The 14936-nt window shown below is 61.6% G+C and carries 17 protein-coding genes; 16 read left to right on the plus strand and 1 reads right to left on the minus strand.

The annotated features are described in order from the left end of the window. The first annotated feature begins 12 nt into the window (after window positions 1-12). Genes ACFSQT_RS24200 through tgt form a run of 6 tightly spaced genes read left to right on the plus strand, consistent with a single transcriptional unit; the run spans window position 13 to window position 3980 of the window. Window positions 13-507, plus strand: coding sequence for a peptidylprolyl isomerase (locus tag ACFSQT_RS24200; RefSeq protein ID WP_379022893.1), 495 nt, complete (start codon window positions 13-15; stop codon window positions 505-507). A 28-nt stretch (window positions 508-535) separates the two neighbouring features. Beyond that, window positions 536-1048: a peptidylprolyl isomerase gene (locus ACFSQT_RS24205; protein ID WP_379022862.1), complete on the plus strand. Its 513-nt coding sequence runs from the start codon at window positions 536-538 to the stop codon at window positions 1046-1048. Between the two features lie 12 nt (window positions 1049-1060). Next, a complete protein-coding gene (locus ACFSQT_RS24210) occupies window positions 1061-1510 on the plus strand; it encodes a DMT family transporter (protein WP_379022863.1) in 450 nt (149 codons plus the stop codon). Next, complete coding sequence (gene queA, locus ACFSQT_RS24215; protein WP_379022865.1) at window positions 1510-2598, plus strand: tRNA preQ1(34) S-adenosylmethionine ribosyltransferase-isomerase QueA; 1089 nt, start codon at window positions 1510-1512, stop codon at window positions 2596-2598. Before ACFSQT_RS24210 ends, queA begins: the two co-directional genes overlap by 1 nt. After that, complete coding sequence (locus ACFSQT_RS24220; RefSeq protein ID WP_379022867.1) at window positions 2588-2857, plus strand: hypothetical protein; 270 nt, start codon at window positions 2588-2590, stop codon at window positions 2855-2857. Before queA ends, ACFSQT_RS24220 begins: the two co-directional genes overlap by 11 nt. Beyond that, entirely contained in the window at window positions 2850-3980 is a 1131-nt protein-coding gene (gene tgt, locus ACFSQT_RS24225) for a tRNA guanosine(34) transglycosylase Tgt (protein WP_379022869.1), read from the plus strand. Before ACFSQT_RS24220 ends, tgt begins: the two co-directional genes overlap by 8 nt. A 3-nt stretch (window positions 3981-3983) precedes the next feature. Here tgt and ACFSQT_RS24230 read toward each other — a convergent pair whose 3' ends face one another. Continuing rightward, a complete protein-coding gene (locus ACFSQT_RS24230) occupies window positions 3984-4403 on the minus strand; it encodes a DUF4864 domain-containing protein (protein WP_379022871.1) in 420 nt (139 codons plus the stop codon). A gap of 275 nt (window positions 4404-4678) precedes the next feature. Between ACFSQT_RS24230 and ACFSQT_RS24235 the strand changes: the two genes are divergently transcribed. The 10 genes from ACFSQT_RS24235 to ACFSQT_RS24280 form a co-directional block, all read left to right on the plus strand. Continuing rightward, window positions 4679-4915: an Lrp/AsnC family transcriptional regulator gene (locus tag ACFSQT_RS24235; RefSeq protein WP_010909609.1), complete on the plus strand. Its 237-nt coding sequence runs from the start codon at window positions 4679-4681 to the stop codon at window positions 4913-4915. A gap of 269 nt (window positions 4916-5184) precedes the next feature. Beyond that, window positions 5185-6597, plus strand: a complete 1413-nt coding sequence (locus ACFSQT_RS24240; protein WP_379022873.1) for a circularly permuted type 2 ATP-grasp protein — start codon at window positions 5185-5187, stop codon at window positions 6595-6597. Between the two features lie 21 nt (window positions 6598-6618). Continuing rightward, entirely contained in the window at window positions 6619-7560 is a 942-nt protein-coding gene (locus ACFSQT_RS24245) for an alpha-E domain-containing protein (RefSeq protein ID WP_379022875.1), read from the plus strand. Window positions 7561-7672: 112 nt separating this feature from the next. Continuing rightward, window positions 7673-8467, plus strand: a complete 795-nt coding sequence (locus tag ACFSQT_RS24250; protein WP_379022877.1) for a transglutaminase family protein — start codon at window positions 7673-7675, stop codon at window positions 8465-8467. Window positions 8468-8497: 30 nt separating this feature from the next. Next, a complete protein-coding gene (locus ACFSQT_RS24255; RefSeq protein WP_379022879.1) occupies window positions 8498-9229 on the plus strand; it encodes a proteasome-type protease in 732 nt (243 codons plus the stop codon). A 110-nt stretch (window positions 9230-9339) separates the two neighbouring features. Further along, on the plus strand, window positions 9340-10752 hold the full coding sequence (locus ACFSQT_RS24260) for a pyridoxal phosphate-dependent decarboxylase family protein (RefSeq protein WP_379022881.1): 1413 nt from the start codon (window positions 9340-9342) through the stop codon (window positions 10750-10752). Window positions 10753-10878: 126 nt separating this feature from the next. After that, on the plus strand, window positions 10879-11646 hold the full coding sequence (locus ACFSQT_RS24265) for a DeoR/GlpR family DNA-binding transcription regulator (protein WP_379017463.1): 768 nt from the start codon (window positions 10879-10881) through the stop codon (window positions 11644-11646). Window positions 11647-11772: 126 nt separating this feature from the next. Beyond that, window positions 11773-13299 carry a glycerol-3-phosphate dehydrogenase gene (gene glpD / locus ACFSQT_RS24270; protein WP_379017462.1) on the plus strand — a complete coding sequence of 509 codons (1527 nt, stop codon included), beginning with the start codon at window positions 11773-11775 and terminating at the stop codon, window positions 13297-13299. Between the two features lie 41 nt (window positions 13300-13340). Further along, window positions 13341-14420, plus strand: a complete 1080-nt coding sequence (locus tag ACFSQT_RS24275; protein WP_379017461.1) for an ABC transporter ATP-binding protein — start codon at window positions 13341-13343, stop codon at window positions 14418-14420. 9 nt (window positions 14421-14429) lie between these two features. After that, window positions 14430-14936: ABC transporter ATP-binding protein (locus tag ACFSQT_RS24280; RefSeq protein WP_379022883.1), on the plus strand; the 507-nt coding region annotated here is incomplete at its 3' end.

Consider the following 14936-nt stretch of genomic DNA (forward strand, 5'->3'; position numbering starts at 1 on the left):
CCGGAAAACACCATGATCATCACGCTGAAGGACGGCGACGTGACCATCGCACTTCGCCCCGATCTCGCGCCCAAGAACGTTGCCCAAATCAAGAAGCTGGTGCGCCAGGGCGCCTATGACAACGTCGCCTTCCACCGCGTCATCGACGGCTTCATGGCGCAGACCGGCGACGTCAAGTTCGGCAACATGAAGAAGGGATTCCGCCCCGAGGCCGTCGGCACCGGCGGTTCCGATCAACCCGACCTGCCGGCCGAATTCTCACAGACCGAGCAATACAAGCGCGGCGTGGTCGGCATGGCTCGCTCGGACGATCCCAACTCCGCCAATTCGCAGTTCTTCATCATGTTCGCGCCGGCGCCGCCGCTCGATGGCAAGTACACCATCGTCGGCAATGTCGTCAGCGGCATGAACCTAGTGGACCACATCAAGAAGGGCGACGAAGCGGACAATGGCACGGTGACCGATCCCGACCGGATGATCAAGGTGCGCATCGCCGCCGACAAATAGAACTGTTTTTGAAAAAAGGATATCTGACATGGCCGAGATCAAGGACCGCGAAAACGCGCTCATCATGGAAACGACCAAGGGCACGGTCGTCATCGAACTTTTCCCCGACCTGGCGCCCGGCCATGTCGCCCGCATCAAGGAGCTGGCACGCGAAGGCGCTTATGACGGCGTGATCTTCCACCGCGTCATCGACGGCTTCATGGCGCAGACCGGCGACGTCAAGTTCGGCAATTCCAGCAAGCCCTCTTTCGCTCCGTCGCGGGCTGGCATGGGCGGCTCCGACAAAGCGGACCTGAAGGCCGAATTCTCCAACGCCAACCATGGCCGCGGCACCTGCTCGATGGCCCGTTCGCAGAACCCGAACTCGGCCAATTCGCAGTTCTTCATCTGCTTCGATGAAGCCGCTTTCCTCAATCGCCAGTACACGGTCTGGGGCCAGGTCATGGAAGGCATGGACAATGTCGACAAGATCAAGCGCGGCGAGCCAGTGCAGGATCCCGACAAGATCGTGTCGCTGAAGGTCGCGGCCGACGTCAAGTAAGGTAAAACGACAATGATGGGCGTCGTCTGGTCGCTTTTCGGCATCCTGTCCGGCGCCTTCATTGCCATTCAGGCGCCGATCAATTCGCAGCTGGCGCGCGGCCTGGGGCTCCCGGTCGCGGCGGCTGCGTTTTCGTTCCTGTCCGGCGCGATCGTGCTCGGCATCATCTCCGTCTCGGTGGTGAAGCTGCAAGGCGTTACGCTCGACTGGAAGGCGCCGGCGCCCTGGTTGTTCGTCGTCGGCGGCATGCTCGGCGGCTTCTATGTCACGCTGTCGACGATCTTGACGCCGCGCATCGGCGCCGCCGCGCTGATGGCGTTTCTGGTGGCCGGCCAGTTGCTCGCCGGCATGCTCATCGATCGCGTCGGCTTCCTCGGCGTCGCGGTGCGTGAAATCTCGCTCGGCCGTGTCGCCGGCGCGGTGCTGCTGCTGGCCGGAGCGCTGCTCGTCCGGCTCTACTGATGCGCGTCGATCTCTTCGATTTCGAATTGCCGGAGGAGCGTATCGCGCTTCGCCCGGCAGAGCCGCGCGACAGCGCCAAGATGCTTGTGGTCAAGCCCGGCGAAGGGCTCGATGACCGGACGGTTGGCGACCTGCCGTCCCTGCTTCGCGCCGGCGACGTGCTGGTTTTCAACGACACCAAGGTCATTCCGGCGCAGCTGAAGGGCATCAGGCGGCGCGGCGAGGCACAGGCGCAAGTCGAAGCCACGCTGCACATGCGCATGGCGCCGGACCGCTGGCTGGCCTTCATGCGGCCGGGCAAGCGCATTGCCGCCGGCGACCGCATCCATTTCGGCCATGACGGCAATTCCTGTTTCCTCGGCCAGCTCGACGCCACCGTGATCGAGAAAGGCGAGGGCGGCGAGGCGCTGCTCGGCTTCGACCTATCGGGGCCCTTCCTGGACGAGGCGCTGCGCGCGGTCGGCCATATTCCGCTGCCGCCGTACATCGCCTCGAAGCGCGACGACGATGAACGCGATCGGGCTGACTACCAGACCATCTATGCCCGGGAGGAAGGCGCCGTTGCGGCGCCCACGGCGGGTCTGCATTTCACGCCGGAGCTTTTTGCCGCCCTCGACGCCAAGGGTGTCGAGTGCCGCTTCGTCACCTTGCATGTCGGCGCCGGCACGTTCCTGCCGGTGAAGGCGGATGACACCGCCGACCACAAGATGCACGCCGAGACCGGCTCGGTCAGCGAGGCGACCGCCGAAGCGCTCAATGCCGCCAGGGCAAAGGGTGGGCGCATCGTCGCTGTCGGCACGACCTCGCTACGCCTGCTGGAGAGTGCCGCCCGCGCAGATGGCACGCTCGCCGCGTGGTTCGGTGCGACCGATATCTTCATCACGCCCGGCTACCGCTTTCGCACCGCCGACATGCTGATGACCAATTTCCATCTGCCGCGCTCGACCCTGTTCATGCTGGTTTCGGCCTTCAGCGGCCTCGACACGATGCGTGCGACCTATGCGCATGCCATCGAGAACCGTTACAGGTTCTACTCCTATGGAGACGCAAGCCTGCTTTATCGAGCGGAGATGAGCGATGGACGATGATCTGCAAGCCTTTGATCGCGAAAACCTGATCGCGGAAGTCAAAAAACTGCGCGCCGGCATTCGTGCGCACCGCGACACGACCGGCCATGATCTTTGCTGGCATCATCCGGAGCTCTGGGATCTGCTGCCCGAGAAGACCGAGCCATCGATCGCGGTGCCGCCCTGGCCAAAATTCATGCGCGGCTGCATCCAATACCGCCAGTCGCTCGACAGGCAGGCACCTGGCGCCCCGATTCATGACAAGGAATTCAATGGCTAAGCCGTTCAGCTTCAAGGTTCTCGCCACCGACGGCAAGGCGCGGCGCGGCGTGATCGACATGCCGCGCGGTGAAATCCGCACACCTGCCTTCATGCCGGTCGGCACCGGCGGCACCGTCAAGACCATGTATATGGATCAGGTGCGCGGCGTCGGCGCCGACATCATCCTGGGCAACACCTACCATCTTATGCTGCGGCCCGGCGCCGAGCGTGTGGCGCGGCTCGGCGGCCTGCATGAATTCGCCCGCTGGCCGCATCCGATCCTGACCGACAGCGGCGGCTTCCAGGTGATGTCGCTGTCGAAGCTGAGAAAGCTCACTGAAAAAGGCGTCACCTTCCGCTCGCATATCGACGGCGCCGCCTACGAGATGTCGCCGGAGCGCTCGATCGAAATCCAGGGGTTGCTCGATTCCGACATCCAGATGCAGCTCGACGAATGCACTGCATTGCCCGCCGAGATGAAGGAGATCGAGCGTGCCATGGAGCTGTCGCTGCGCTGGGCCGAACGTTGCAAGACGGCGTTCGGCGACCAGCCGGGCAAGGCGATGTTCGGCATCGTACAAGGCGGCGACAATGCAGCACTGCGGGTACGGTCGGCGCAGGCGCTGAGCGCGATGGATCTGAAGGGTTATGCCATCGGCGGCCTGGCCGTTGGCGAGCCGCAAGCGGTGATGCTCGAGATGCTCGACATCACCTGTCCCGAACTGCCTGATAACAAGCCGCGCTATCTCATGGGCGTCGGCACGCCGGACGATATTTTGAAGTCGGTGGCGCGCGGCATCGACATGTTCGATTGCGTGATGCCGACGCGGGCCGGCCGGCACGGCCTTGCCTACACCAGGCGCGGCAAGGTCAATCTGCGCAACGCTCGCCATGCCGACGATCCGCGCCCCCTCGACGAGGAAAGCGACTGCCCGGCGGCGAGGGACTACTCACGCGCCTATCTGCACCACCTGGTGCGCTCACAGGAAGCGCTCGGCGCCATGCTCCTGACCTGGAACAATCTCTCGTATTATCAAAATCTTATGCAGGACATCCGCGCCGCGATCGAGGGCAGCGCTTTCGAGGCGCGGGCGGCCGAAATCACCGAGGGCTGGGCGAGGGGCGATATATCAGTCGTGTGAGGCTCAGGTGCTGAGCGAGTTCGATGCGCGCAGGCTGCAGCCGGTGATCTGGAATGTGCCGTCGGGCTGTCGCTGCAGCGTGTAGACAGCCTCGTAGTCCTTGCCGTCGGGGCCGACGATCAACACCTGCTGGACGATCGATGTCGGGCTCGTCTGCTCGACCTTGCCGAAGGAGTAGGTCTGCGGCTTGCGCACCGGCGGATAGCCGTTGGTCACCATGTTCATGAACGTGTCGACGGTCGGGAAGATCTGCTTCACATTGGGTGCGGCGAAGCTGTAGGCGGTGGCGCCGTCATTGGCGATGAAGGCTTTCAACTGGCCGTCGATGGCAGCTTGCGCCGCCCTGATTTCGGCGTCGCCGGCAAACGCCGTCGAGGCCAGGATAAGCGGAACGAACGCGAATGCGAAAAACATGCGGCGCATGGCCTGTCTCCGTTGTCCCTCGAAAGCGGTCTCTCCAGAAAAACTGTTCCTGGAAGCATCCTAACATACGCTTGGCGGCGCTTCACGGTTTCAGCTGCGGCGAATATTCGTCTCGCCTCGGCGGATTGCGATCATCGCGTGGCATGCCGGTGGCAGAGCCGCGGGAAGCCGTAGCCCAGGCCCGGGCCGGCTAAGTACGCATTCCAACGCTTGAAAGCCCGCCTCCAGTCTGCCAGAAGGGCCGCTTGGACTTGGACGTTTAGCGGGACGAAGCCATGAAGGCGTTTTTCGTGCAGATCAAATGCGAGCTCGGCAAATCCTATGAGGTCGCCAGCGCGCTTGCCGACGCCGAGATTGCCTCGGAGATCTACTCCACTGCCGGCAATTACGATCTGCTCGCCAAATTCTACGTCGACGATGAGGAAGACGTTGGCCATTTCGTCAACGAGAAGGTGCAGATTCTCCCCGGCATCAAGGACACCTTTACCGTCGTCACGTTCCGCGCCTTCTAAGCCCGTTCCATCCCGATAGAATCGGGATGGGGCTCTATCTCAGTGTTTTTCCGTTTGTCCGAGAAAACCGGATTCCACTTTTCGGGGTCATGCTCCAGCCGCTGAACGCACTTGCCCGGCTACGAGGCAAAGCCTGATCAAGGTCATATTTCCGCTGCCTCAATTTTAGGCAGGCTCGACATACTGATCGTCTGGATCCTCCAAATCACCGATTGCGCTTGATTTTCTCCGGCGACGCCAGTGAAATGGCGTCACAGGGGAGTATGCGATTGGCAGCGTTCGATGAAATGCTTCCGGAAGTTTCCGGATTGAGAAGACCGTATTCGGCTTATGATCGCTGGCTGAAGGAGCAGGATCCGGCCAGGCTTACCGAGAAGATGCAGGACGCCGAACGCGTCTTCCGCAAGACTGGTATCACCTTCGCCGTCTACGGCGAGCAGGAAGCCTCCGAACGGCTGATCCCGTTCGACATCGTTCCCCGCATCATTTCGGGCAATGAGTGGCGGCGCCTCACGCAAGGCATCGAACAGCGCGTGCAGGCGCTGAACGCCTTCCTTGACGATATCTACCATCGCCAGGAAATCCTGCGCGCCGGGCGGGTTCCGAGGGAATTGATCGCCAGGAACGAGGCGTTTTTGCCGGAAATGATCGGGGTCAGGCCGCCGGCCGGCGTCTACACCCACATCATCGGCGTCGACATCGTCCGCATCAGCGAGGACGAATTCTATGTGCTGGAAGACAATGCGCGCACGCCGTCCGGTGTTTCCTACATGCTGGAGAACCGCGAGACGATGATGCAGCTGTTCCCCGAGCTGTTCCAGAAGATCAAGGTGCGGCCAGTGGAAAACTATCCCCAGCTTCTGCGCCAGTCGCTGGCGGCGGTGCGGCCGCAAAGCACCAAGGGCACGCCGACCATCGCGGTGCTCACGCCCGGCAGCTACAACTCCGCCTATTTCGAACACGCCTTCCTTGCCGACCAGATGGGGGTGCAGCTTGTCGAAGGGCAGGATCTGCGTGTTGTCGACGGTCATGTCGCAATGCGCACCACCGAAGGCTACAAGCAGATCGATGTGCTTTACCGCCGCGTCGATGATTCTTTCCTCGACCCGCTGACCTTCCGGCCGGATTCGGCACTTGGCATACCCGGCATCATGGATGTCTACCGCGCCGGCAACATCACCATTGCCAACGCTCCGGGCACCGGCATCGCCGACGACAAGGCGATCTATTCCTACATGCCCGAGATCGTCGAATTCTATACCGGCCGCAAGGCGATCCTCGGCAACATTCCGACCTGGCGCTGCTCGGAACCGGACAGCCTGAAATACGTGCTCGAGCACATCGACGAGCTGGTGATCAAGGAAGTGCACGGCTCCGGTGGCTACGGCATGCTGGTCGGACCAGCGGCGACCAAGAAGGAATGCGAGGATTTTTCCAAGAAACTGGCGGCAAAACCGTCGAACTACATCGCCCAGCCGACGCTGGCACTGTCGACGTGCCCGATCCTGACCGACAAGGGCCTGGCGCCGCGCCACGTCGATTTGCGGCCCTATGTGCTGGTCTCCGACCGCATCCAGATCGTGCCCGGCGGATTGACCCGCGTCGCGCTCAAGGAAGGTTCGCTGGTCGTCAATTCCTCGCAAGGCGGCGGCACCAAGGATACGTGGGTGCTCGATGATTGATTTTCACTTGAAGGGTTTTTGATGCTTTTAGGCCGCACCGCCAACGGGCTCTATTGGATGAACCGCTATATCGAGCGGGCAGAAAACATGGCGCGCCTAGTCGATGCCGGCCTGCGCATGGCGCTTACCCGCACCCAGAGCGCCTCGGAAGAGTGGAATTCGGTGCTGCTCAGCGCCGGCTCCGACGTCGCCTTCACGCAGAAATACCATGACTATACCGCCGCCAATGTCGCCGACTTCCTGTTGCGCGACACGTCGAACCCGTCGAGCACGATGGCGGCGATCGAGACGGCCCGCAACAACGCCCGCATGGTGCGCACGGCGCTGACGCGTGAGACCTGGGAAAGCATCAACGAAGCCTGGATGTCGCTGAAGCGGATGCTGGCAAGGCCGATCGACGAACGCGACCTGCCCAGTGTGCTCGATGCGATCAAGCGCGAGACGGCGCTGATCCGCGGCTCGTTCTACGGCACCATGCTGCGCAACGAGATTTTCGATTTCTCGCAGCTCGGCACCTATGTCGAGCGCGCCGACAACACGGCGCGCATTCTCGACGTGAAATACTACGTGCTGTTGCCGTCGATCTCCTGGGTCGGCTCGACGCTCGACAATTATCAGTGGGAATCGATCCTGCGATCGGTGTCGGCGCACCGCTCGTACCGCTGGGTTTACGAGGCCGACTACAAGCCCACCAACATTGCCGACTATCTGATCCTCAATGTGCGCATGCCGCGTTCGCTGACCTTCTGCTATCGCTTCCTGGTCGAACATCTGAAATTCCTCGGCGACGACTACGGCGAACGCCATGCCTGCCATACGACGGCCGACAAGACGCAAGCCATGCTGAGAGCCGAGTCGATCAAGGACATATTCGACGCCGGCCTGCATGAATTCCTGGCCAATTTCATTCGTGAGAACACCAGGCTCGGCGACGAGATCGCGCAGGACTACCGGTTCAACTGAGGATGATCCCGAAAAGTGGGTACCGGTTTTCGGACAAGATCATGCTTAAAAACAGAGTGAGCATGATCGCGAAAAGTAGGACAAGATCATGCTCACAAGCGGGACATAGTGCATGCGGCTGAAGATCACCCACAGGACCGAATACCGCTACGATGCACCGGTGCACTATCTGTTGCAGCGGCTGCGGCTGCTTCCGGTTAGCGGGTCGACGCAGACCGTTCTGTCCTGGGCGCTGGCCATCGAGGGCGCGCGCGAAGAGGTTCGCTTTGTCGACCATTTCGGCAACGACACAAGGCTATTGAGCGTCGAGGGCGAGCGCGACTTCATCACGGTGGAAGCGGCAGGCGAAGTGGTGACGCGCGACACCGCAGGCGTCTCCGGACCACATCAGGGCTTTACGCCGCTCTGGCTGTACAGTCATGAAACACCGATAACGGCGATCGGCAGCGGTATTCGCGAGCTCGCCGCATCGATCGGCAAGGGCACCGACATCGAGCGGCTGCACCGATTGATGGCTGTCATCGGCGAGCGCGTTGCCTACACGCCCGGCACCACCAATGCGGCGACGCCGGCAGAGGAAGCCTTGGCGCTGAAGACCGGTGTGTGCCAGGATCACACCCATATCTTTGCCGCCGCAGCGCGCGCAATGGGCTTCCCGGCCCGCTATGTCAGCGGCTATCTGATGCTGGATGCGACCGTCGAACAGGCGGCGAGCCATGCCTGGGCCGAAGCGCATGTCGCGGGTCTCGGCTGGGTTGCCTTCGATGCCGCCAACGGCATCTCTCCCGATGAGCGCTACGTAAAGGTGGCAACTGGCCGCGACTATCGCGACGCGACGCCGGTGTCGGGAATTCGGCTGGGACAGGCGGAAGAACAGCTTGCGGTCACCGTCACGGTGGAGCAGTAATCCCCCAGGATTGCCGTTAGAAGAGATTCCATGACCTATTGCGTCGGCCTGAAGATCGATCGCGGGCTCGTGTTCATGTCGGACACGCGCACGAATGCCGGCATGGATTCGATCTCCACCTTCCGAAAAATGCATGTCTGGGAAGAGCCGGGCGAGCGTGTCATTGTTTTGATGTCGGCCGGCAACCTGGCGACGACGCAAGCGGTGGTCAGCCTGCTTGACGAACGCACCAAGGCAATTGCCGACCGTCACGCGACTCTGCTGGAGACGCCGTCGATGTACCAGACGGTGCGGCTGGTCGGCGATACGGTCAAGGAAGTTATCGCCAGTTCGTCGCCTGCCGGCGAGAAGGCGGATTCCTACTTCAACGCCTCCTTCATCCTCGGCGGCCAGATCAAGGGCAGCGAGCCGCGTCTGTTCATGATCTATCCCGAAGGCAATTTCATCGAATCGACCGATGACACACCGTTCTTCCAGATCGGCGAGACCAAATACGGCAAGCCGATCATCATCCGCGCCTACGAAAAGACGATGAGCTTGGCCGAGACGGTGAAGCTGCTCCTGGTGTCGTTCGATTCGACACTGAAGTCGAACCTGTCGGTCGGCTTGCCGCTCGACCTGCTCTTCCTGGAGAAAGACGCTTTCAAGGTTGGACTGAAGAAGCGGATCGCCCAGGACGACCAGTATTACCGCACGATCTCGGATGGCTGGTCGAATGCGCTGAAGACAGCTTTTGCCAGCCTGCCCGATTTCCCGGGGTAGGGCACGCAGCGCCAGCCGGCGATTGCATATATTTCACATGTTAAATAAGGTCGGAACTCGAACAGCCGGCCGCGACGGGCGGCGGCGCGGAAGCATGTCGGGAGGACACGATGAACAGCGATGATTTCAGACAATGGTCGCGGCGCGCCGCCGACTGGGGCGCCGACTACCGCAGCACGCTGCGCGACCGCCCGGTGCGGCCGCTGGTCGATCCGGGTGACATCTTCAAGAATATAGAGGCTTCGCCGCCTGAAGATGCGGAGCCGATGGACAGGATTTTCGCCGATTTCGAAGACAAGATCCTGCCTGGGATGACGCATTGGCAGCATCCGCGCTTCTTCGCCTATTTCCCGGCCAATGCGGCGCCAGTCTCGGTGGTGGCGGAATATCTGGTCTCGGCGATGGCCGCGCAGTGCATGCTTTGGCAGACCTCGCCGGCGGCGACCGAACTCGAAACGCGGACAGTCGACTGGATGCGTCAGGCGCTTGGCCTGCCGGAAGGTTTCTCCGGCGTGATCCAGGATTCGGCCTCGTCGGCGACACTGGCCGCGGTGCTGACCATGCGCGAGCGGGCGCTCGACTGGCAAGGCAACAGACAAGGCCTGGCAGGGCAGGCGCGATTACGCATCTATTCCTCCGACCAGGTGCACACCTCGATCGACCGGGCGATCTGGGTGTCGGGCATCGGCGAGGACAATCTCGTGCGCATTCCGGTTGGCGGCCGTTTTCGCGCCATGGACACGGCAGCGCTTGAGGCGGCAATCGTTGCCGACCGGGAAGCCGGCATGCTGCCGGCCGGCATCATCGCTTGCGTCGGCGGCACCAGCACCGGCGGTACCGATGACATCGCGGCGGTTGCCGAGGTGGCGCGGCGGCATGGCCTCTATCTTCACGTCGATGCGGCCTGGGCCGGATCGGCGATGATTTGCCCCGAGTATCGCCATTTCTGGGCGGGTGTTGAAGCGGCGGATTCCGTGGTCTTCAACCCGCACAAATGGCTGGGCGCGCAGTTCGATTGCTCGATCCAGTTCCTGCGCGACCCCGAAAGCCATGTGCGGACATTGGCCATCAAGCCGGATTACCTGAAGACCCACGGCCATGACGGCATCGTCAACTATTCCGAATGGTCGGTGCCGCTCGGCAGGCGGTTCCGCGCGCTGAAATTGTGGTTCCTGCTGCGCGCCCATGGGCTGGAAAGCCTGCGCACGATGATCCGCAATCATGTCGCGTGGAGCGAGGGTCTTGCCGCGCGGCTGGCAAGGGAGCCGGATTTCGAGATCGTCAGCGAATCGATGCTGTCGCTGTTTTCGTTCCGACATGGGGCCGCAACCGGCGCCGATGCGGACGAGCACAATATGCGGCTGGTCAATGCGATCAACGATGACGGCCGCATCTATCTGACGCAGACGAGAGTCGATGGACGAGTAGCAATCCGCTTCCAGGTTGGACAGTTCGAGGCGACCGCCAGCGATGTCGATGCGGCCTTCATCGTCATCACCGAAATCGCGCGCGGCTTGGCCTGATCGGGCCAGCCGGGAGCGCGCTGGCGTTTGCCTTTGCTGTCATGTTGATTTCGTTAGCCGGCTTATGCCTTTTCTTCGGTTTCGTTTTCGACTATAGACAAGAAAAACGAAAACGGGAGCTTGCCAATGTATCTGTCGCCACGCCATGCCGAAATCATCCAGATGGCCAAGGATCATGGCCGCGTGCTGGTCGACGATCTGGCCACCCACTTCAATGTGACGCCGCAGACCATACGCAAGGATCTCAACGACCTGTGCGACCAGCGGCTGCTTTCGCGCATCCATGGCGGTGCGTTGTTCCCGTCCGGCATCGAGAACATGGAGTATGAGGCCAGGCGCAAGATCGCCGCCGACGAGAAGGAAGCGATCGGTCGAGCGGCAGCCCGACTGATCCCTGACAATGCCTCGCTGTTCATCAACATCGGCACCACGACAGAGGCGGTCAGCAAGGCATTGCTCGATCACAGCGGGCTTATGGTCATCACCAATAACATCAATGTTGCCAATAGGATGCGCATATATCCTTCGATCGAGGTGGTGATCGCCGGAGGGGTGGTGCGCGGTTCTGATGGCGGCGTGGTCGGCGAGGCGGCGGTCGATTTCATCCGGCAGTTCAAGGTCGACTATGCCGTGATCGGCGCATCGGCCATCGACCATGACGGTGCTTTGCTCGACTTCGATTTCCGCGAGGTGAAGGTGGCGCAGGCGATCATCGCCAATGCAAGGCATGTCATCCTGGTATCGGACCAGACCAAATTCGAGCGCACCGCACCGGTGCGCATCGGCCACTTGTCGCAGGTCAACACCTTCATCACCGACCGTTGCGACATCCCGTCGGTGCGCAAGATCTGCCAGGAGGCCGAGGTTCAGCTGATTGAAACATCGCTCGTCTAGATGATTTCGAACCGATGTCACACGCTCGTGATATTTCGTTTGACATTCGTTATCATTTCGAAATAATCCCGATACGGTTTCGTAAAAGGCCAAAAATGGTGCAATGCGAAATCGCTGGAGGAATTTGTGGACGCATCTCCGATCCGTGACATTTTCGTCATAGGCGGCGGCATCAATGGCTGCGGCATTGCCCGCGATGCCGTCGGGCGTGGCTTTTCCGTGTTTCTCGCCGAGATGAATGACCTCGCAAGCGGGACCTCCTCCGGCTCGACCAAATTGATCCATGGCGGCCTGCGCTACCTCGAATTCTACGAATTCCGCCTGGTGCGCGAGGCGCTGATGGAGCGCGAGGTTCTGTGGAAGAACGCGCCGCATATCATCTGGCCGATGCGCTTCGTGCTGCCCTACGCCAAGGGCCTGCGTCCGGCATGGCTGATCAGGCTCGGCCTTTTTCTGTACGACCACATTGGCGGGCGCAAATTGCTGCCGGCGACCATGACGCTGGACATGGCCAACGATCCGGCCGGCAAGCCTTTGAAGCCGCTGTTCAAAAAGGCCTTCGAATATTCGGATGGCTGGGTCAACGATGCGCGGCTGGTGGCGCTGAACGCGCGTGATGCCGCCGATCGCGGTGCAACAATCCGCACCCGCACGAAGGTGGTTGGCGCGCGACGCGAAAACGGTTTGTGGACGATCAGGATCGAGAACCTGAGGACCGGCGAGACCGAAGAGATCAAGGCAAGGCTGCTGGTCAACGCAGCCGGACCCTGGGTCGATCACGTGCTTTCCGGCGTCGTCGGCCTCAACGATGTGCACAATGTCCGCCTCGTGCAGGGCAGCCACATCGTCATCTCCAGGAAGTTCGACGATCCGCGCGCCTATTTCTTCCAGAACAAGGATGGCCGCATCATCTTCGCCATTCCCTACGAGGAAGAGTTCACGCTGATCGGGACCACCGACCAGGATTATCTCGGCGACCCGCATGACGTGAAGATCAGCGACACCGAGATCGATTACCTCTGTGCCGCGGCAAGCGAATATTTCGCGCAACCAGTCAAGCGTTCGGACATAGTCTGGACCTATTCGGCTGTCCGTCCGCTCTACGATGACGGCGCCTCCAAGGCGCAGGAAGCGACGCGCGACTACGTGCTCAAGGTCGATGGCGGCGAGGGCGCGGCGCCGATCGTCAATGCTTTCGGCGGCAAGATCACCACCTATCGCCGGCTGTCGGAATCGATGCTGGAAAAGATCGAGGGTTTTCTCGGCAAGCGCGGCAAGCCGTGGACGGCAAATGCGCCATTGCCCGGCGGAGATTTCCCGGCCACCGGTTTCGATGCGCAAGTGGCGAAGCTGAAGTCGGCCTATCCATTCCTCGACGCACGCCTGGCCCGCAGGCTGACCCGGCTTTACGGGACGCGTGCGCAGGTTCTGCTGGGCCTGGCCAAGTCGAATGCCGATCTCGGCCGCAATTTCGGCGCCGACCTCTACGAAGCCGAGATACGCTATCTCGTTGAAAACGAATGGGCCGTCACCGCCGAGGATGTGCTATGGCGCAGGACCAAGCGCGGCCTGCATCTTGGCCGCGAGCAGGTGGCGTCGCTCGATGAATTCATGCGCGGCATAAGCCGGCGACATGTCGCGGCTGCCGAATGAAGAGGGTTTGAGCTGATGCAGAAAGCCTGGGAGGAGGCGTCATGCTGGAACTGAGAAACGTCACCAAGACGGTTGGTGCGGCCGAGCATATCCGCGACGTGTCGCTGACGCTTCAGCATGGCTCGCTCAACGTGCTGCTTGGGCCCACGCTTTCCGGCAAGACAAGCCTGATGCGGCTGATGGCCGGCCTTGATGTGCCGACCTCCGGCTCGGTCTGGTTCGACGGCCAGGATGTCACCGGCGTGCCGGTGCAGAAGCGCAAGATCGCCATGGTCTACCAGCAGTTCATCAACTATCCGGCGATGACCGTCTATGAGAACATTGCCTCGCCGCTGCGGGTGGCCGGCACCGATCAGGCCAAGATCGACAAGGAAGTGCGCAATGCCGCGGCGCTTCTCAAGCTGACGCCCTATCTCGACCGCACGCCGCTCAGCCTGTCGGGCGGGCAGCAGCAGCGCACGGCCCTGGCGCGCGCCATCGTCAAGAATGCCAGCCTCGTGCTGCTCGACGAGCCGCTTGCCAATCTCGACTACAAATTGCGCGAGGAACTGCGCGCCGAGTTGCCGAAGATCTTCGCCGCCGCCGGCACCATCTTCGTCTATGCCACGACCGAGCCGCATGAAGCGCTGTTGCTCGGCGGCAATACGGCGACCCTTTCCGAAGGACGCATCACCCAGTTCGGCCCGACCATCGACGTGTTCCGCAAGCCGGCCGATCTGGTGACGGCGAGGACTTTCGCCGATCCGCCGCTCAACACCATCGTGCTGGCCAAGAAGGGCCCGGATTTCCTGCTCGAAGGCGGCGTGAAACTGCCGGTTCCGGCGCAGCTGTCCGGCATTGCCGATGCGAACTATACGATCGGCTTCCAGCCGCATCATCTGTCGCTCGAACGGCCCAATGCCTTGGCCGTGCCGGTGCGCGCAAAGGTCACGATCACCGAAATCACCGGATCGGAGAGCTTCATCCATCTCGACTTCGCCGACGTGCGCTGGGTCATGCTGACCCACGGCATCCGCCATTTCGAGCCCGACGAGGTGGTCGAGGTGTTCATTGATCCGCGCCACATCATGGTTTTCGACGAACACGGCCGCGCCGTCAGCGCGCCGAAGCTGGCGGCATAGGAGGGCGATATGGCGCGCATCGACGTCAATCATGTCAGGCATTCCTATCTGCCGAACCCGAAGACGGATGCAGATTTCGCGCTGCGGGAAGTGCATCATACGTTCGAGGACGGTGGCGCCTATGCGCTGCTCGGACCGTCCGGCTGCGGCAAGACCACGCTGCTCAACATCATTTCCGGCCTGCTTCATCCCTCGCATGGCCAGTTGCTGTTCAACGGCAGGGACGTGACCAATCTGTCGACGCAGGAGCGCAACATCGCGCAGGTGTTCCAGTTCCCGGTCATCTACGACACCATGACCGTCTACGACAATCTGGCCTTCCCGCTGCGCAACCGCGGCGTGCCGGAAGCCGACGTCGACCGCAAGGTGCGCGAAACGCTGGAGATGATCGACCTGGCCTCCTGGGCAAAGAAGAAGGCGAGGGGCCTGACCGCCGACCAGAAGCAAAAGATTTCGCTTGGCCGCGGACTGGTGCGCTCCGACGTCAACGCCATCCTGTTCGACGAGCCGCTGACC

The organism is Mesorhizobium calcicola (genome assembly GCF_042682105.1).
Lineage (GTDB): Bacteria > Pseudomonadota > Alphaproteobacteria > Rhizobiales > Rhizobiaceae > Mesorhizobium > Mesorhizobium calcicola.